16 protein-coding genes are annotated in these 17,474 nt (G+C 68.8%); 7 read left to right on the top strand and 9 right to left on the bottom strand.

What is annotated here, in order from left to right; all coding sequences use genetic code 11:
* Positions 1–83 precede the first annotated feature (83 nt).
* From idi to GPX89_RS45680, 3 genes are all read right to left on the bottom strand, one after another.
* On the bottom strand, positions 84–653 hold the full coding sequence (gene idi / locus GPX89_RS38465; protein WP_328602791.1) for an isopentenyl-diphosphate Delta-isomerase: 570 nt from the start codon (positions 651–653) through the stop codon (positions 84–86).
* Positions 650–1,522: a geranyl diphosphate 2-C-methyltransferase gene (locus GPX89_RS38460; RefSeq protein WP_157392694.1), complete on the bottom strand. Its 873-nt coding sequence runs from the start codon at positions 1,520–1,522 to the stop codon at positions 650–652. Before GPX89_RS38460 ends, idi begins: the two co-directional genes overlap by 4 nt.
* Positions 1,523–1,587: 65 nt before the next feature.
* Positions 1,588–2,871 (bottom strand): family 2 encapsulin nanocompartment cargo protein terpene cyclase, encoded by a 1,284-nt coding sequence (locus tag GPX89_RS45680; RefSeq protein WP_268893445.1) that lies wholly within the window; start codon positions 2,869–2,871, stop codon positions 1,588–1,590.
* Between the two features lie 244 nt (positions 2,872–3,115).
* On the opposite strand from GPX89_RS45680, the gene GPX89_RS44065 reads away from it, so the two are divergent.
* The gene (locus GPX89_RS44065; protein WP_198347804.1) at positions 3,116–3,259 is read left to right on the top strand and encodes a hypothetical protein; all 144 of its coding nucleotides are present in this window, start codon (positions 3,116–3,118) and stop codon (positions 3,257–3,259) included.
* Here the strand turns inward: GPX89_RS44065 and GPX89_RS38450 are convergent.
* Positions 3,247–4,653, bottom strand: coding sequence for a family 2B encapsulin nanocompartment shell protein (locus tag GPX89_RS38450; protein WP_157392693.1), 1,407 nt, complete (start codon positions 4,651–4,653; stop codon positions 3,247–3,249). The two genes, GPX89_RS44065 and GPX89_RS38450, sit on opposite strands and share 13 nt — an antisense overlap.
* Before the next feature lie 385 nt (positions 4,654–5,038).
* Here GPX89_RS38450 and GPX89_RS38445 point away from each other — a divergent pair, with 385 nt between their 5' ends.
* The gene (locus GPX89_RS38445) at positions 5,039–7,984 is read left to right on the top strand and encodes an AMP-binding protein (protein ID WP_328602790.1); all 2,946 of its coding nucleotides are present in this window, start codon (positions 5,039–5,041) and stop codon (positions 7,982–7,984) included.
* A gap of 142 nt (positions 7,985–8,126) precedes the next feature.
* Here the strand turns inward: GPX89_RS38445 and GPX89_RS38440 are convergent, their stop codons facing one another.
* Positions 8,127–8,303, bottom strand: coding sequence for a hypothetical protein (locus GPX89_RS38440; RefSeq protein ID WP_157392691.1), 177 nt, complete (start codon positions 8,301–8,303; stop codon positions 8,127–8,129).
* Complete coding sequence (locus GPX89_RS45120; RefSeq protein ID WP_198347793.1) at positions 8,300–8,479, bottom strand: TetR family transcriptional regulator; 180 nt, start codon at positions 8,477–8,479, stop codon at positions 8,300–8,302. The genes GPX89_RS38440 and GPX89_RS45120 overlap by 4 nt, the downstream gene beginning before the upstream one ends.
* Positions 8,480–8,709: 230 nt before the next feature.
* Between GPX89_RS45120 and GPX89_RS38430 the strand changes: the two genes are divergently transcribed.
* A complete protein-coding gene (locus tag GPX89_RS38430) occupies positions 8,710–9,900 on the top strand; it encodes an alanine--tRNA ligase-related protein (RefSeq protein WP_157392689.1) in 1,191 nt (396 codons plus the stop codon).
* On the opposite strand, the gene GPX89_RS38425 is transcribed toward GPX89_RS38430, so the two are convergent.
* Positions 9,874–10,485 (bottom strand): hypothetical protein, encoded by a 612-nt coding sequence (locus tag GPX89_RS38425; protein WP_157392688.1) that lies wholly within the window; start codon positions 10,483–10,485, stop codon positions 9,874–9,876. The two genes, GPX89_RS38430 and GPX89_RS38425, sit on opposite strands and share 27 nt — an antisense overlap.
* Positions 10,486–10,577: 92 nt before the next feature.
* Between GPX89_RS38425 and GPX89_RS38420 the strand changes: the two genes are divergently transcribed.
* Positions 10,578–11,327, top strand: a complete 750-nt coding sequence (locus GPX89_RS38420) for a helix-turn-helix domain-containing protein (protein WP_235949076.1) — start codon at positions 10,578–10,580, stop codon at positions 11,325–11,327.
* Between the two features lie 123 nt (positions 11,328–11,450).
* Positions 11,451–12,215 carry an aquaporin gene (locus GPX89_RS38415; RefSeq protein ID WP_157392863.1) on the top strand — a complete coding sequence of 255 codons (765 nt, stop codon included), beginning with the start codon at positions 11,451–11,453 and terminating at the stop codon, positions 12,213–12,215.
* Here GPX89_RS38415 and rffA read toward each other — a convergent pair.
* Both rffA and GPX89_RS38405 read right to left on the bottom strand, forming a co-directional pair.
* Positions 12,205–13,344, bottom strand: coding sequence for a dTDP-4-amino-4,6-dideoxygalactose transaminase (rffA, locus tag GPX89_RS38410; protein ID WP_328602789.1), 1,140 nt, complete (start codon positions 13,342–13,344; stop codon positions 12,205–12,207). The two genes, GPX89_RS38415 and rffA, sit on opposite strands and share 11 nt — an antisense overlap.
* Positions 13,334–14,362 (bottom strand): glycosyltransferase, encoded by a 1,029-nt coding sequence (locus tag GPX89_RS38405; RefSeq protein WP_328602842.1) that lies wholly within the window; start codon positions 14,360–14,362, stop codon positions 13,334–13,336. The genes rffA and GPX89_RS38405 overlap by 11 nt, the downstream gene beginning before the upstream one ends.
* A gap of 376 nt (positions 14,363–14,738) precedes the next feature.
* On the opposite strand from GPX89_RS38405, the gene GPX89_RS38400 reads away from it, so the two are divergent.
* A complete protein-coding gene (locus GPX89_RS38400) occupies positions 14,739–16,973 on the top strand; it encodes a hypothetical protein (protein ID WP_328602841.1) in 2,235 nt (744 codons plus the stop codon).
* Positions 16,970–17,473 (top strand): GtrA family protein, encoded by a 504-nt coding sequence (locus GPX89_RS38395; RefSeq protein WP_198347792.1) that lies wholly within the window; start codon positions 16,970–16,972, stop codon positions 17,471–17,473. The genes GPX89_RS38400 and GPX89_RS38395 overlap by 4 nt, the downstream gene beginning before the upstream one ends.
* The last annotated feature ends 1 nt before the right edge of the window (position 17,474 follow it).

Here is a 17,474-nt window from a genome sequence, read left to right as displayed (position 1 = left end):
CGCCCGCGAATGGCTCTACGGCGAAGCGCCGACTACCGAAATCGGCCGTGCCGCACAGCGTTGGCGCTCCGGCCCGTGACGGCCTAGGAGCGCGCGGCGGCCACGGTTTCGAGCACTCCGCTCAGCCACGGGGTGTAGCGCTCGGGTTCGGTCGCGACCTGCTCGGCGAGGGTGTCCGGCCGAACCCAGGAGATGTCGTCCACCTCGTCCGGATTCGGTTGCGGCACCGTCTGTTCCAGCGTCCCGATCAGCACGTGGTCGAACTCGAACTCGACCCGCCCGGTATTCGGATCGGTGGCCTGATAGGTGAAGGTGCCGACCTCGGACAGGTCGGCGGTGATCCCCAGCTCCTCGTGCAAACGCTTGGCGGCCGCCTCCACGACGGCCTGACCCGGCTCCGGATGCCCGCAGCAGGTGTTGGTCCACAGCAGCGGGAACCGCGTCTTCACCCCGGCCCGCTGCTGCAACAACACCCGCCCGTCCGCATCGAACAGCAGCACCGAGAACGCTCGATGCAGCCGCCCCGGCGCGGTGTGCGCCGCCGCCACCGACAGCGACCCCTGGGCCCGGCCCTGCTCGTCCACGAGCTCGACGAGCAGGGTCTCACGGTCGACCACCGGGGTGGTGTCGGAAGTGTCGAGAGCGCCGGTCACCTGACCACCTTATCGGCGGTGATCATCAGGTACTGGAAGCTGCCCTCCTTGTACGAGGTCAGGAAGGGTTTCTCGACCCCGGTGGCCAGATCGGACCTGGTGCGCAGCTCCCAGTAGGGGATGGTCGCCGGGGTCAGGTCGGTGACCGCGACGGGAACCAGGTTGTTCTCGGCCAGCGCCTTGAAGTACTGGCTGCGGGGATGGATATTGCAGCCGTAGTGGGCGTCGATCCAGCTCACCGACGCCGAGCGCGCGCCGAACACGTCATTGGAGCAGCCGGTGATGCAGACGTAGCGCCCGCCGGGCTCCAGCAGCCGGGAGAACTCCGCGAACAGCTCGAAAAGGTCCACGTACATGGTGGTCTCGTTGGTCCAGATGCCGCGCTTGGAGCCGGATTCGAAACCGGTGTCGAGCATGTTCTTGAAATGGAAGCGCACCTTGTCGGAGACGCCGCGCTCGCGGGCCTGCTCATTGGCGAAACCCACCTGGTATTCGGAGATGGTGACGCCGTCCACCTGGCAGCCGAACCGCTGATTGGCCATGAAACTGGTGCCGCCGCGCCCGGATCCGCCGTCCATGAGCCGATCGCCGGGGCGGATGTCGCCGAGCTGGTCGAGCAGGGCGTCGGCCTGCGCGGTCTCGAGGCGGTGCAGTTCCTTGACGATCCGCTCCTGGCGGGTCTCCTCGGGGCCCTCCAGCACCGACAGATCGGGCTCGCCGATGCCGTAGTGGTGATGGTAGAGCCCGTCGACCTCGCCCAGCTTTGTGTTCACGCGATCGTCGTTGGGGTTGTTGTTCCAGTAGGACGCGACCGACTTCTGGTATTCGGTTTTCAGCACGGCGTCCGGCTGCGGGTGGAGCGCGGTCATGACAGGTCATCCTCTCGAATGGGTGATATGACGCTGGAAGTACTGCGCGCGAAAAAGGGTGTGGCTCAAGGGCCTTCTTTGTAGCGGCGGCTGTCCGCGTGCCAGGCCCGGTTGCCGCCCATCCAGGCCCAGAGCCCGGTCAGGAAGCGGCGCAGCTCCGGGGAACCGGTGGCGGCCAGCACGCCCGCCTCGGCCTCGAAGCGGTGCATCAGTTCGTCGTGGACCTCGGCGGTGCGCTGCACGGCCTCACGGCGCGAGCAGTGCTCCTCGGCGGCCAGCACGGTCGGGAGGTTGAATTCCCGTCCGCCGGAGAGATCCTCGCGGGCCATGGAGTAGAGGTCGTTGACCATCTGGGCGGCCAGCGCGGCGGTGGTGGTGACCCGCCGCACCCGCGGATCGGTGTACTCCGCGGCCGGTATCTCGTAGCCGCCGACCGCGTCGATCGGGGCCATGCACGGCAGGAAGCTGTGCGGTTGCCGGTTGAGCAGGTACTCCCACACCGGCGGCATCCGGCCCGCCAGCCGCCAGCCGGCCTCCGCGCCCAGCGCGATGTACCAGCCCGCGATCTCGCTGCGCAGCCGGGCCACCTGGGCCGGGGTGGCGAACCGCGACAGGTGTTCGAAGGAGGTCCGGAAGGCCCGCAGGATCGGATCGTTCTCCATGGCCTTCTCCACCTCCGCCTGATACCGCAGCGGCAGGTGCACCGGATCCATGGCGGCGGCGGCCAGTTCCAGCCGCGGCCCCAGTTCCGCCTCCGCACGGGACTCGGTGCCGTCCGGCGCGATGTCGCTGGCGTCCTCCTCGCAGTAGTAGTCGTCCACCGACCACTCCGACACCGCGCACTTGGCGGCGGCGAGCAGTCGATCCGCGTCGTCGCAGTCCGGATGCGCGAGCATGATCAAGCGCCCGAAGTCGGCCTTGTGCAACTCCTCGAGCCGGCCCTCGTAGAGCCCGATCTCCTTGGCCCAGGCGATGATCCCGGCATTCACCGCCTCGGCCAGCGCCGGGTTGTCCCGCACGGGCGGCGGGCAGTACAGGGCCGGGATGGCAGCGCCCTGGCCGCGCCGAACCGCGCCGGTCCCGATCCCGCTGGGCCCGTGCGATATCCGCGGGGATCCAGCCGCAACCGCATTTTCCGGCCGAGCCGCCGCGGACGTTGGAACCGCCTGCGCCGCATCGGCAATCGCCCCGGTGGCCGGTGGCGCACCGGCCACCCCCGCCCGGCGGAATGCGGATGTCGTCCCGATCCCAGTAGGACCGCTGGCAATCCGCCGGGCGGGCCGACCGCCGGTCGGCGGTGCGGCGGCCGTGCCCGGACCTTGCGATCCAGGCGCGACCGAGGTGGGCATTTGTCCCAAGCTCAGCGAGCGTGGAATGGCCCGGAGTGGTTGGTGCACAGGTGTACTGGGCAGACCGCCCGTCGGCACCGCGCCGCCGGCAGGCGACGGCGGACGCGATGCCTGTCCCGCGAGCTCCGTGATCACCTGGGGGGTGGGTAGGTTCACACGGAGGCTCGGGGCCCCGAGGCCGGAGGGGCCGAGCAGCCTGTGGGGGGACGGGGACTCTGCTGCCGGGGGTTCAACGGGAGTTTCGGTGGTCGCGAGCAGAACCGGTGGCGCGGTGGTGTCGAGGTTGGTCAGCAGGGCGGCGACGGCCGCCGCCACCTCGGAGGTGGCAGGCGGGGCCGCGGCGCGGGAGAGCACCGACATGACGGGACACCTCGCTCAGTCGGACTGACGGGCGACCAGCACATTGTCGAGAATGCCGAGCGCGTCGGGGACCAGGACGGCGGCCGAGTAATAACAGCTGACCAGGTAGGAGATGATCGACTGATCGTCGATGCCCTTGAAGCGGACGTTCAGGCTGGGCTCGTACTCGTCCGGGATTCCGGTCTGGTGCAGGCCGATCACGCCCTGATCCTTCTCGCCGGTGCGCATGGCGAGGATCGAGGTGGTCTGGGTGTCGCTGACCGGGATCTTGCCGCACGGGAAGATCGGCACCCCGCGCCAGGCGGGCACGCGGTGGCCGTCGACCTCGACCGGGTCGGGATAGATTCCGCGCCTGGTGCATTCGCGGCCGAAGGCGGCGATCGCCTTGGGGTGGGCCAGGAACAGCTTGGTGCTGCGCCGCATGGACAGCAGCTCGTCCATATCGTCGGGGGTGGGCGCGCCGGACTCGCTGTAGATCCGCTGCTTGAGATCGCAGTTGTGGAGCAGGCCGAAGTCGGGGTTGTTGACCAGGTCGTATTCGCGCCGCTCGTAGAGGGCCTCGACGGTCAGGCGCAGCTGCTGCTCGATCTGATCCATCGGATCGTTGAACAGGTCCGCGACGCGGGTGTGCACCCGCAGCACGCTCTGCGCCAGACTGAGCTCGTATTCGCGGGGCTGCGAGTCGTAGTCGACGAAGGTGCCGTCGAGCAGGGGTTCCCCGGAATGGCCCGAGGAGATGACGATTTCGGCCTCGCCGTATTTGTTCTGCGGCAGCGCGGGCGCTTCCGCGACCGAGGACAGATGCTGTTGCAGGGCCGGGATCTGGTCGTTCAGCTGCTGCAGCGTGGAGCGGCTGAGAACCAGCATGGTGGTGGGCGTGACGGTCTTGACCGTCACCGGCCAGATGGCGTCGGGGTCGGTGAGGGTGGCGTCGCCGAAGAAGTCGCCGCCGCCGAGCATGCCGACCTTCGTGGTCTCGCCGAACTCGCCGGTGCCGATCTTGGAAAGCTTGCCGTGCACGATGAGCAGCACCTGATCCATGGGGTTGCCGAACTCGGCGACCACGGTGCCGGGCGGCAGGTCGCGCTGCTCGAAGCGTCCCGCCACGGTGGCCAGGATGTCCTCGTCGTCGAAGCCGCGCAGCTGGGGCAGCTCCTGCAGCTCGAGCGGAATGACGCGGGCGCTGGGTCCATTGATGACGAACTCCACCTCGCCGTTGCCGACGGTGTGGGTCAGGCGCCGGTTGACGCGGTAGACACCGCCCTTCACCTGGCTCCACGGCAGCGATCGGGTCAGCCAGCGGGAGCTGATGCCCTGCATCTGCGGTTCGGATTTGGTGGTGTGCGCCAACTGGTGGGCGGCGGCCGTACTGAGGGACTTGCGTTGACCGTTAGTGGTCTCGAGGGGCATTTCAATGGTCATGCTGCGGTCCTCACCTCGAAGGGACACCGCGGAGACAAGCGGGGGAGTCCACGGCGAAACAGCAGACCCGGTGGGGGCCTGCAGGAATTAGTCAAGTGAGTGAATTGACAAGCGCGACAGTGCGTTCCAGCGCTACCGATGGTAGGCCGCCGACTCGCGTGGTGTATCGAAATGCCAAAACCTGATGCCTGGAATGTTGCTGTATCCCGTAAACCCCAAACGGCCGGTTTGCTTTGCGGAGCCCGGTTCCGGAGCGGCACGGCGGATAGCCCGCATGGTGCTGGTCACAGCGCCAGCGCAGTAGGGTGGTGCTATGGCAAGCTCATCGGGACGCGTCGGGGCGGGTGACGCTGGTCAAGGCCAGGAAAAGTCTGGGAGAGAAGCCGTGAAATTCAATACGAGGTCCGTTGTCGGTCCGATCGAGCGACTCGTCGCGACCGCGCAGAACGGACTCGAGGTGATCCGGTTCGGGGGCCTGGTTCACGATATCGAATCGTCGCCGTACGAGGTCGTGGAGCGGAAGCGGATGTACCGCCTGCGGCACTACTTCCCGGACGACACCGTGCCCGATCGCCCGGTGGTGGTGCTGGTGCCGCCCATCATGGTGACCGCCGAGATCTGGGACGTGAACGCCGCCGACGGCGCGGTCGGCATCCTGCACGAGGGCGGAATCGATTGCTGGGTGGTCGATTTCGGATCGCCCGCCACCGAAGAGGGCGGCTGGGACCGGGATCTGGCCGACCACGTGCTCGCGGTCTCGAGCGCCATCGACACCGTCGCCGAAATCACCGGGCGCGGTGTGCATCTCATGGGGTACTCGCAAGGCGGCATGTTCGCCTACCAGACCGCGGCCTACCGTGACGGCAAGGGCGTCGAGTCCATCGTGACCTTCGGCAGCCCGGTCGACGCCGTCGCGGGCATGCCGTTCGGGCTGCCGCACGGGCTGGTCTCCGACGCCGCCGACTTCCTCACCGACCACGTGCTCAACCGGCTGCCGATCACCGATTCCATGGTGCGCCTGGGCTTCCAGGCGCTGGATCCGGTCAAGACCGCGCGGGCCCGCATCGACTTCCTGCGCCAGCTGCACAACCGGGAGGCGTTGCTGCCCAAGGAGCGTCAGCGCCGCTTTCTCGAGGTCGACGGCTTCATCGGCTACCCGGGGCCGGCGCTCACCGACCTGCTCCAGCAGTTCGTCAAGCACAATCGAATGATGCTGGGCGGCTTCGTGATCCGTGATCAGCTCATCTCGCTGGCGGATATCACCTGCCCGATCCTGGCCTTCGTCGGCGAGGTCGACGACATCGGCCAGCCCGCGGCCGTGCGCGGCATCGTGCGCGCCGCCCCGAACGCCGACGTGTACGAGACCAGCATCGTGGCCGGGCATTTCGGTCTGGTGTCGGGTTCCACCGCCACCCGCAACACCTGGCCCGTGGTGCGCGACTGGGTCAACTTCCTCAGCGGGCGCGGCGAACTGCCCGAGCAGGTCGTGCCCATGAGCACCGAGGTCGTCCGCAACGGGCCGCGCACCGGGCTCACCCGGGCCGTGCACGCGCTGGGCAGCCTGGCCGAGGCCGGGACCAGCCTGGGCAAGACCATCGAGGGCGTGGCGGGGCAGACCCTGCGCGGCACCGTCGAACTCACCGGCGAGGCCGCCCGCGCGCTGCCGCGCCTGACCCGGCTGGGCATGATCCAGCCGCACACGCGAATCTCGCTGGGCCGCTTGCTCGCCGAGCAGGCGCGGCGCGGGCCGCAGCGGGAGCTGTTCCTGTTCGACGATCGCGTGCACACCCAGCAGGCGGTCAATCAGCGCATCGACAATGTGGTGCGCGGGCTCATCTCGGTGGGCGTGCGCCCGGCCACCCGGGTCGGCGTGGTGATGGAGACCCGGCCCAGTGCGCTGGCCGCCGTCGCGGCGCTGTCGCGGCTGGGCGCGGTCGCCGTGCTGCTCGCGCCCGGCAGCGAACTGTCCAAGGTCGCCGAGCTGACCGGGACCAAGCTGATCATCGCCGACCCGGAGAACCTGCACAGCGCGGTCGCGACCGGCCATCGGGTGCTGGTGCTCGGCGGCGGTGACTCACGCGGGCTCGACATCCCGGCGGGCGGTGACGTGGTCGACCTGGAGCAGATCGATCCGGCGCGGGTGAGCCTGCCCGCCTGGTATCGCCCGGATCCGGGTCTGGCGCGCGAGCTGGCGTTCATCCTGGTGACCGGCACCGGCGACAAGTTCGACGTCAAGTACGTCACCAACCACCGCTGGGCGCTGTCGGCCTTCGGCACCGCCTCGGCCGCGGACCTGAGCCGCCACGACACCGTGTACTGCCTTGCGCCGCTGTATCATTCGTCCGGTCTGCTGGTGAGCCTGGGCGGCGCGGTGGCCGGTGGCAGCCGGATCGCGCTGGCCCGCTCGCTGGAGCCGGCGCGCTTCGCCGAGGAGGTGCACCGCTACGGCGTCACCGTGGTCACCTACACCTGGACCATGATGCGCGACATCCTCGACGCGGACGGATTCCCCTACGGGCACCCGCATCCCATTCGCCTGTTCATCGGCTCCGGCATGCCCGCCGGGCTGTGGCGGCGCACCCAGGAGCGGTTCGCGCCCGCCAAGGTGCTCGAGTTCTACGCCTCCATCGAGGGAGACGTGGTGCTGGCCAACGTGTCCGGTGTGAAGATCGGCTGCAAGGGGCGGCCGGTGCCCGGTACCGCCAAGGTCGAACTCATCGCCTACGACCCGATCACCGATGAAATCCAGGTGGAGGACACCGGATTCGCGCGGCGCTGCGCCGACAACGAGGTGGGGCTGCTGGTCGGCACGGTCTCCGACACCGTCGACCTCTCCGCGGGCGGCCTGCGCGGCGTCTTCACCCCCGGTGACGCCTGGATGCCCACCGAGAACCTCTTCCGCCGGGACAGCGACGGCGACTACTGGCTGATGGACCGCCGCGACACGGTGATCCCGACGCCGCGCGGGCCGGTCTACACCCAGCCGATCGTGGATCTGCTCAACGACGTCACGGCCATCGACATGGAGGTGGCCTTCGGTCTCCCGGCCGGGGACCGGATCCTCGCGGTGGCCGCCGTCAGCGTCCGCGACGGCTACAGCCTCGCGCCCAAGGACGTCACCGAGGCGGTCCGGGCCCTGGCCCCCGACCAGCGCCCCGACATCGTGTACGTCGTGGACGACATCCCCCGCAGCTCGACCTACCGGCCCTCGACCCGCGCGGTCCAGGCGGCCGGTCGTTCCGAGCCGGATGACCGCACCTGGTGGTACAACCGCACCGCCGAGGCTTACGAGGTCCTGACCCCGGACCTGGCCGCCCGCCTGTTCGGCTGATCGAAAATCGAACGCGCCCCGCCGATTCCAGCGGGGCGCGTTCGCGTCTCGGGCATCCGGTGGCGGGCTGGATATTTCTCAGAGACTCCACAGTGCTCAACGGCCCCGGCCCGGGCCGAAAGCGCCGAGTGGCCGGGAATCGTCATGCCGCCGGTGAATCCGCATACGCCGTCGGGGCCGACCAGCAACGCGCATCACCGACAGCACCGATCCGATGGATGTTGATGGTGCGCACCAGCGGCGGGCCCGCCTGCAGCGCGCCGGCGAAGTGGGCGGCCCGGCGCTGCTCGAGCAGGCCGAGACTCAGGTCCGTGATCATGCGGTCATGATCGCCTCGAGCCGACCGTCCTTGGTCCCGAAGTGATATTGCGCCGCGGAGTTGTTGCGCTGCCCGGCGACCACCCCGACCTGCCGTAATGACAATGCCGCGTAGCCGTGCTGTGCGATGAGCCGCTCCGCGGCATTGATCAACAGCAATCGGGCGTCGGCGGTCACCCCGCCACCGTAGATGCCGAAATCCGGTCGTGCTCGCGGCGGGCTCGTTGCTACGGTGCCGGGTATGGAGGTCACTTCGCGATTCGCTGCCGCGCGAGCTATCGGCTCGCCGGTCGCCCTCGCCTGACTTCTGAACCCTTGTCGGCGACCGGAAACGGTCCGCTGACAGGTGTGAGTGCTGCTCGCATGCGGTCGTTCCCGGTCGAATTCACCTCGATGGAGCCATCGCCATGTTCACCACCGAACAGACCGTTCACACCTTTCTGGAGTTCTTCCGCGAGCGCGGGCATCACGTCACACCCGGCGGATCACTGGTGTCCCCGCCGGGAGATCCGGTGTTGTTCACCACCTCCGGCATGCATCCGCTGACGCCGTACCTGATGGGACGGCCACATCCGTTGGGGTCTCGGCTGACCGGGCTGCAGCGCTGTCTGCGGACCACCGACCTGGACGAGGTGGGCGACGACACGCATCTGACCGTGTTCGAGATGCTCGGGTCGTGGTCGCTCGGCGACTACGGCGGACCGCGAAGCCTGAGTTGGGGTTTCGAGCTGCTGCGGGACGGGTTCGGCATCGATCCGGGGCTGATGCACGTCACCGTGTTCGGCGGTGACGAGCAGGTGGGCCCGGATGCCGACTCGCTGCGGACGTGGGAGGAAGCGGGGGTGCCGGTGGAGTCGACCACTGAGGAGAACTGGTGGTCCAATGGGCCGATCGGGCTCTGCGGGCCCGATTCGGAGATCTTCGTCTGGACCGGGTCCGGAACTCCGTGCGGCACACCGACGACCGACGATCGCTGGTCCGAGGTGTGGAATCACGTCATGATGCGATACGTCCGGCAATCGGACGGCAGCCTGGAACCGTTGCCCCGGCCCACTGTCGACACCGGGCTGGGGCTGGAACGGCTGATGCGGGTCCTGCAAGGGAAGAAGTCCGTGCACGAGATCGATCTCTTCCAGCCCTGGCGCGGCATCCTGCCCGAGCTCTGGGGGACCCTGGACGAGACCTCGATGCGGCTGGTATCGGACCATTTGCGTTCGGGGATAGCGATTCTCGGCGATGGGGTCACGCCGTCGCCGAACGGGCGGGGATACGTGCCGCGCCGACTGATCCGGCGGGCGCTGACCACCCTGTGGGGTGACGAGCGGGGACGCTCCTTGTCGGACCTGCCGATCGAACTGATCGAACAGACCCTCGGGCACTTTCGGCAGTCGTGTGATCCGGTCGAGGTCCGCAGCGTCCTGCTCGAGGAAGAACACAGGTTCGGGCAACTACTGGAACGCGGCCGGAAGGTGGTGTCGCACAGCCGGTTCACCGGCCCGCTGACCGAGGAGGACTATCGCTATCTGCACGACACCCACGGTCTGCCCCGGGAACTCGTGGTGTATCTGAGCTCAGAATCCGGTCGGCTGTCGCCGTGAACGGCTGCGGCGCACGATCACGACCACAATGATGACCAGGCCCAGCACGAAACCGATCGCGCCGATCGCCAGGGCGATCAGGATCGTGCTCACGATCGAGGAGCCGAGGCCGTCGCCGACGGCCGCGGTGATATCCGAGCTGCCGTCGGTTTCCAGGCGGTAGGTCCCGGCCTGGGTGGATCGGAACGAGAACTCCGCCCGGCCGTGGTGATCGCCGAAACTGTAGTTCTCGTCGGCGGTGTAGTTCTCCAGGTGCACGATCTGGCCGGAGGGATCGGTGAGGCGGGCCCGGGCCGCTTGACCGGGCCGGCTCGAGCCAGCGCCGGGGTATTCGAGATACACGGTGTAGTCGTGGGCCGCCTCGAGCCGCAGCTCGCCGGTGTTGGGGAACGTCACCCGCTGGAAGTTGTCGACCTTGTCCGACATCTGCACGAAACCGGCGACGCCGACCGCCACCGCCCCGGCGATACCCAGCACCATCACCACGACCCCGGCCACGATCCACCAGCCCGAGGGCCGCACCCGCTGCGGCTGCGGCGGGACCGCGCCCGGATAGGGCGGCGGGTAGTAGCCGGGCTGGGACATGACCGGTTCCTCCGCTCTGGTGGCCTTCGAGCACAACTTAACCGGTCACCGGCGGAGTTTCAGGGCGGCGCGAGGGATGCGAGCATGGATCGATGATCGACGCACCGCGGGCCTGGGGTCTCCAGCGGAACGGCAGTCGCTGTCTTGCCGGGGTCTGCGGCGAATTCACCTGGTACGGGGAGGAGTCCGGGCCCGCGTCGGGGTATTCGCGGAGTCCGGCGTGGGAGCTGATGCTGTCCTGGGACGGGCCGCTGACGGTGACGGATGCCGCCGGGCGGACCTGCGCCGGTGCGGGAGTGTTGTTGCCGCCGGGGATGAGTCACATGGTCGACCACCACCGGGTGGGATTCACCTGCCTCTGGATCGACCCGTACTACTGGGCGATTCCGCAGCGGCCGAGCATGCGCGGGCTCGGCAGGCGCACGGTCGACCGCCTGCTGGCCGCCGTCGACGTCGCCGACCCCGATCGGCTGCGCGGCCTGCTGCGCGGGGAGTTCGATCCGCCCGCGCCGGTGGATCCCCGGCTGCGCCTGGCACTCGAATCACTGGAGACCACCACCGATCTCGACGAGCTCGCCGATCTGACCGGTGTCTCGCCGCGCCGTCTGCGCCAGCTGTCGGCCGCCGCGCTGGGCGGACCGCTCACCCGGCTGCGCGGCTGGTATCGATTGCGCGAGGCTGGGCTGCTGCTGCCGTTCGAGCCCGCCGCCGAGGTGGCGGTGCGCACCGGATTCGCCGATCAGGCGCACATGATCCGCACCTCCGTCGCACTGTGCGGGCGGACCCCCGGTTCCTCGCCCGCCCGCCGCGCACCCGGGCGAACCCTCGTCGGGAATCGTTGAACCGGAGCGGTTCTCGCACCGTGGTGCTGAGTGTGGGACCGGCGCGGCAGTAGAGCCCGCCGGTCGGAAAACTTTATACAACATCGTATTTCGATGCTGCTTACCTCGAAGGGGTGGGTGGACATGGTGCGTGCGGCTGGCGGAGTGGTTGCGGAAGATGTTGATCGGGGCGAAGTTTCGCTGGGACGCAAGCTCGCCGCCGAAGGGGTCGGAACCTTCCTGCTGGTCTTCGGCGGGGTGGGCGCCGCCGTGCTGGCGGGGTCGCGGGTCGGGGCCCTGGGGGTCTCGCTGGCGTTCGGGTTCGTCCTGTTGTGCCTGGCCTACACCCTCGGCCGGGTGTCGGGGTGTCACGTCAATCCCGCTGTGACACTGGGCCATCTGCTCCTGGGCCGGATCCACGCGCTGACCGCGGCGCTCTACACGGTGGCGCAGGCGGTCGGGGCGCTGGTCGGCGGCATGCTGGTCTACGTCGTAGCGAACGGCTTGCCCGACTATCACCGCGAAACCGACGGACTGGCGGCCAACGGCTGGGGCGAATACGGTCCGCATCAGGCGGGCAAGGACGGTTTCGGGCTCGGCTCGGCCATCGTGGTCGAGGTGGTGCTCACCGCGCTGCTGGTGCTGGTCGTGCTGGCGGTGACCGACAAGGTGGCCGACACCGCGCTCGCGGGCGTGGCCATCGGCCTCACCCTCGCGATGACGAACCTGGTGGCCATTCCGGTGGACAACGCGTCCATCAACCCTGCCCGCAGCCTCGCCTCGGCCCCCTTCCAGGAGGACGCGTGGGGTCAGCTGTGGGCGTTCATCGTGTTCCCGCTGCTGGGCGGTGCGCTCGGTGCGCTCGCCTACGCGGGGCTGTTCGGCTCGAAGCGGCCGGCTACACCGTGAAGCTGGTGACGCCGTCCACGACGCGGTCCAACTGCTGCTCGGTCAGGCCCGGCCACAGCGGCAGGCGGACCAGCGTCGCGGAGAACTCGGCGCTGCGGGCACACCGGAACGGGGTGCGGCCCAGCTTCAGCCCGGCGGGCGAGGAGTCCAGCGGGACATAGTGGAACGGGGCCACGATGCCGAGCCCGGACAGATGCCGGATCAGGTCGTCACGCCGGTGCTCGGTGGGGACGCGCAGATAGTACAGGTGCGCGGTGTGCTCGCGGTCGGCGGGGACGTTCATCAGGCGAACGTCGTTGCGGGCGGCCCACTCCGGGAGCGCGGCCGCGTAGTGGTTCCACACGCGGTGCCGGTTCGCCTGGATGGTGTCGAATTCCGCGAGCTGCGCGTCGAGCACGGCGGCGTTCAATTCGCTGGGCAGATACGAGGATCCGATGTCCTGCCAGGAGTATTTGTCCACCGCGCCGCGCAGGAAGCGCGCCCGGTCGGTGCCCTTCTCGCGGATGATCTCCGCACGGGCCATGAGGATTTCGTCGGTGAGCAGCACCGCGCCGCCCTCACCGCAGTGCACGTTCTTGGTGTCGTGGAACGACAGCGCGCCGACGGTGCCGATGGTGCCCAGCGGACGGCCCCGGTAGAAGCCGCCGAGGCCGTGCGCGTTGTCCTCGATGATGGCGAATCCGTGCGAATCCGCCAGGCACTGCAGCCCTTCCATGTCGGCGCCCACCCCGCCGTAGTGGATGACCATGACGGCCTTGGTGCGCGGCGTGATGACCTCGGCCACCGACGCCGGATCCAGATTGCCGGTCTCGGGGTCGATATCGGCGAACACCACGGTCGAGCCGCGCAGCGCCATGGCCGTCGCGCTGGAGGTGAACGCGAAGCTGGGCACGATCACCTCGTCGTCGGGCCCGAGTTCCAGCAGCAGCCCGGCCATTTCGAGGGCGTGCGTGCACGAGGTGGTCAGCAGCGCGTGCGGCGCACCGGTGATGTCGCGCAGTTTCGCGGTGGCGGCAGCGGTGAACGGGCCGTCGCCGTGGCTGTGGTCCGAGGACAGCACCGCCTCCACGTTCGGCAGTTCGCGCGTGGCGCGGAAGGGGCGACTGAAGATGATGCGGTCACTGCTCACGCGCGGAGATCCCCCTCGCTGCCGGTTCGTATTCGCTTACTTCGTAACGGCCCGAATTCTCGGGCCGCGGGGTCGGTGTGTCGACTGTCAGGTAGAGCGGCTTGCCGACCAGCACATGCAGTGCGACGCCGAGGTATTCGGCGATCAGGCCCAGCGAGAACAGCACCGCGCCCGAGCACAGCAGCAGCACCGTCATGAGCGAGGCCCAGCCCTCGGGGTCGGCGCCGCTGTTGGTCAGCGCGTGGTAGACCACCCAGCCGGCCATACCCAGCCCGCCCAGCGCCAGCGTCAAACCCAGCATGCTGACCAGGCGCAGGCCGCGAGTTCCGCTGCACAGCACCATCTTCCAGAACAGCGAGAACAGGCGGCGGTAGTTGTAGCCGGACTCCTCGCGGCCCTCGGCGCGCAACTGCACCGGCACCTGCGCGACATCGCCGACCACCCAGGTCAGCGCCACGTCCAGGTACACGCCATTGGAGGCGACCTGCGCGAGCTGGCGGGCGATATCGCCGCGGATCAGCCGGTAGCTCTCGAAACGGGTCGAGTCGGGGAAGGCGAACAGGGTCGCCAGCACCAGCTTCGCGCCGCGCGAGGTGATGTTGCGCAGGAAGCCGTGCGGGCGGGTGTTGACCGGCTTGGAGTAGACCAGGTCGGCGCGCTGGGCCAGGGCCGCGTCCAGGAAGTCGGCGATGAAGGCCGGGTCGTGCTGGCCGTCCTCGTCCATGGTGACCGTCCAGTCGCCCTGCGCGGCGGCCATGCCCGCGATGGTGGCGGCGTCCTGGCCGTAATTGCGGCTCATCCACACCACCCGCACCTGCGGGTAGGTCTCGATCAGTTCCTGCAGCACCACATCCGAGCGGTCGGGGCCGTGGTCGTGGACCAGGACGATCTCCTCGACCCGGAAGGTCGCGCCCCGCGGCGTCGTCACCGGTTCACCGAGCTTGTCCAGCTCGCTGACCAGCGAGGCGATGGTCTCCTCGCCCCGGTACACGGGCACCACGACGGAGACGGCGTGCACCCGCGTCGGATGCTCGCTGCCGGAGGTCACGCTGGAGTCACGTACGTCGGTGCGTGCGGACGAAATCGGCATCAGCTGAATGTACTTTCGATGACGGTGTGCGCCGGAACTCCACGCCAGGAGACGTTGTCCGAGCCGCGCTGAACTCTAACACGCTGCTCGGTGCGGCATTCGGTGCGAAGTGTTCACACCCGAACCATCATTCCCTACGCCATCGCTTCGCAACGGAGCCCATGCCCGCCAACGGCTTGGCGTAAGTGCCATCGACACCGTCGCCCTGTAGGGTCTGGAACTCGTGGTGGAGAGCTCAGTTTCCAAGGTGGTCGGGGCCACCGGGTCCGGGACGGACGAGAAGACGCGCACGGCTCGCCGCGAGGTGTACCGCTGGGGCATTGTCACCGCGCTCGGCGTCACATTCGGCTACCTGGCGGTCATCCTGGCCAACCCCCGCCACTTCTTCACCGACGACACCGAATCCCAGTACTCCGGGCTGTGGGTGTTCTTCGGCCGCGCCTTCCGCGACGGCCACTTCCCGCTGCTGATTCCGGAGCAGTGGATGACCGGCAACTACACCAATGAGGAAGCGGGACTGTTCAACCCGCCGCAGCTGCTGATCGATCTGATCGCGCCCTCGGTGCCCGATCTGGTCGTGTACGCCACCATCGTGAAGCTGATCTTCGCGATCATCACCGGGCTCGGCGTCTACCGCGTCTGCCTGGTCTACGGGTCGCGCCCGCAGTGGGCCGCGGTCGCCGGCGTGGCCATGCCGTTCACCGGTTTCTTCCTGTTCTTCGACGAGGCCAGCTGGTTCACCGCCATGTCCGGCACCGCCTGGATGGTCCACGCGTGGGCGTCCTCGGAGCGGTATCTGCGCGGCAAGGGCGGGCCGATCCCGGTCTTCGTCTACCTGTACCTGGCGATCTCGGTGCAGTACGTGTTCCCGTCCGTCGAGGCCGTGCTCATGCTGCTCGCGGTCGCCGTCGGCTACCTGGTGTGCCAGGGCGGCGCCCTGCGGACCCGGACGCGCGAGGCGCTGGCCCCGCTCGGGCGTCTGGTCGCCGCGGCGGTGTGCGCGGGGCTGGCGGGTCTGCTCACGTTCCTGCCCTCGATGCTGTCGGCGCAGGTGACCGCGCGCGGCAATTCGCAGATCAATAACGACCAGTTCCTTACGGTGCCGTGGTCGGAATCGCTGAACGCCAGCCTGCCGACCACCTTGCCCGCCTTCCAATCCTGGTGGGGCTACATCCAGCCGCTGCCCATGACCTACATCGCCTGGTTCCTGATTCCGGCGCTGGCGTTCGTGGATTGGAAAGCGGCACAGAAACACTGGAAGCAGTTCGTCGCGATCGCCCTGTTCGCGTTGATGGCCCTGATGTGGACGGCCGGGCCCGGCGTCGTCGGCCCGCTGCGCTGGCCCGCCCGCGTGCTGCCCATGCTGGCGCTGGGGCTGCTGGTGCTGGTGTGCGTGCTGCTGGGTCGGTTCGGCACCCTGCGCGATCGCAACAATCGGATCATCGCGGCCCTGGTGCTGGTGCTGGCGCTGTGGGTGCGGACCTTCTCCGCCGACCCGCACGATGTGCTCTGGCATCTGGGTTCGGCGGCCGTGGTGATCGCGCTCGGGCTGGGCGCGGTGTGGCTGGGCCGCACCCGCGGCGTCTCCGCCGCCACCGCGCTGGTGATCGCGGCCATGGTGCCCGTCGCCTGGTTCCAGGTGTGGTGGGTGCAGCCCACGCCGATGTCGTGGAACCTGCCCGCCAACCGCACCGAGGCCATGGCCGCGTTCCCGAAGTTCGAGGGCGGCACCACCCTGCAGCTCGCCAACCGCGGACTGCTGCAACCGGCCGAGAAGAACCTCGACGGCGCGTACGGCTCACTGGTGTGGGGCAACTACGCCAAGCACCTGGAACGCGACGGCTACGTCAACGGGTACACGCCCAACGGCTACTTCTACTTCATGCAGATGTTGTGCATGGAATGGGATTCCAGCGTCTGCCCCGACTCGTACCGGCGGCTGTTCGGCCCCGAACCGACCACCGGGCGCACGCTGGCCGACCTGATGCTCATCGACCGTGTCGTGTTGCAGAAGGCCATGTTCCCCGACGCGGGCAACCAACCCGCCCCGGACGGCTGGCATTTCGTGGACGTGCCCGGCCACGACAAGTACATCTGGGTGCTCGAACGCGACGGCGGGCCCATCTCCAGGGTGAACGGCCGCATCGGCGACGCCCACGACGTGACCGCCACCTCGATCGAGGAGACCGACAGCACCAGCAAGGTGCGGGTGTCCTCGGAGACCGGCGGACGGCTGACCTTCGCACGCCTGGCCTGGCCCGGCTACCGCGTCACGCTCAACGGCAAGACCATCCCGTTCCACACGGTGTCGAAAGTCTTCGTGGCCGTGGACATTCCGGCCGGAACGAACAATGCCGAGCTGGAGCTGAGCTGGCGGCCGCCGGGCTGGAAGATCGGAATCGGCAGCGCCGGAGCCGGACTCGTCGGGATCGGCGTGCTGCAGTGGCTGTATGTGCGTTCGCGGCGGCGCGGGGCGGGCGCACCGGCCGTCGAACAGATCGACGATCCGGATCGCGGACTGGTGGGTTCGGCGAAATGAGCGACGCGCACCACTCGCTGACCGAGGACCCGCCGACGCATCCTGAGCACGCCCCGGCCGGCCCGCTGCTGCGGCTGGTGCGTCGCCAGGAGGTCGCGTTCGCGCTGGTCGGCGCGTTCAACACGCTCATGGGGATGGTGCTGACCATCGTCTGGCTGACCGTCCTGGGCGACGCGGTCTCCAAGGACGTGGCCGCCGCGCTGTCGGTGGCCCTGGCGTACGCGGTCGGCATGGTGATCGCCTTCGTCCTGCACCGCACCCTGGTGTTCCGCGTCCGCGGCCACGTGCTGCGCGACTTCGTCGCCTTCGTCGGCGTCAACCTGGTCGGCATGGTCCTGAACATGGTCCTGCTGCAGCTGGCCGTCTCCCTGCTGCACGCCCCCGCCAAGCCCGCCGCGGTCATCGTCATGGGCCTGGTCGCGGTCGCCAGCTTCTTCGGCCATCGCCACATCAGCTTCCGCCGCCCCACCGATTCCCCGCCCTCCACCCCGGCCCGGTAGG

It is taken from the genome of Nocardia terrae (assembly GCF_009760405.1).
GTDB lineage: Bacteria > Actinomycetota > Actinomycetes > Mycobacteriales > Mycobacteriaceae > Nocardia > Nocardia terrae.
This window is presented reverse-complemented; position numbering and strand designations above follow the sequence as displayed.

Bases quoted from the DNA above. Each gene is read 5' to 3' on its own strand.
- GPX89_RS38460 (WP_157392694.1), bottom strand. From the start codon at position 1,522: ATGACCGCGCTCCACCCGCAGCCGGACGCCGTGCTGAAAACCGAATAC.
- GPX89_RS45680 (WP_268893445.1), bottom strand. From the start codon at position 2,871: ATGCCCACCTCGGTCGCGCCTGGATCGCAAGGTCCGGGCACGGCCGCC.
- GPX89_RS38450 (WP_157392693.1), bottom strand. From the start codon at position 4,653: ATGACCATTGAAATGCCCCTCGAGACCACTAACGGTCAACGCAAGTCC.
- GPX89_RS38440 (WP_157392691.1), bottom strand. From the start codon at position 8,303: ATGATCACGGACCTGAGTCTCGGCCTGCTCGAGCAGCGCCGGGCCGCC.
- GPX89_RS38430 (WP_157392689.1), top strand. From the start codon at position 8,710: ATGTTCACCACCGAACAGACCGTTCACACCTTTCTGGAGTTCTTCCGC.
- GPX89_RS38425 (WP_157392688.1), bottom strand. From the start codon at position 10,485: ATGTCCCAGCCCGGCTACTACCCGCCGCCCTATCCGGGCGCGGTCCCG.
- GPX89_RS38420 (WP_235949076.1), top strand. From the start codon at position 10,578: ATGATCGACGCACCGCGGGCCTGGGGTCTCCAGCGGAACGGCAGTCGC.
- GPX89_RS38415 (WP_157392863.1), top strand. From the start codon at position 11,451: ATGGTGCGTGCGGCTGGCGGAGTGGTTGCGGAAGATGTTGATCGGGGC.
- GPX89_RS38395 (WP_198347792.1), top strand. From the start codon at position 16,970: ATGAGCGACGCGCACCACTCGCTGACCGAGGACCCGCCGACGCATCCT.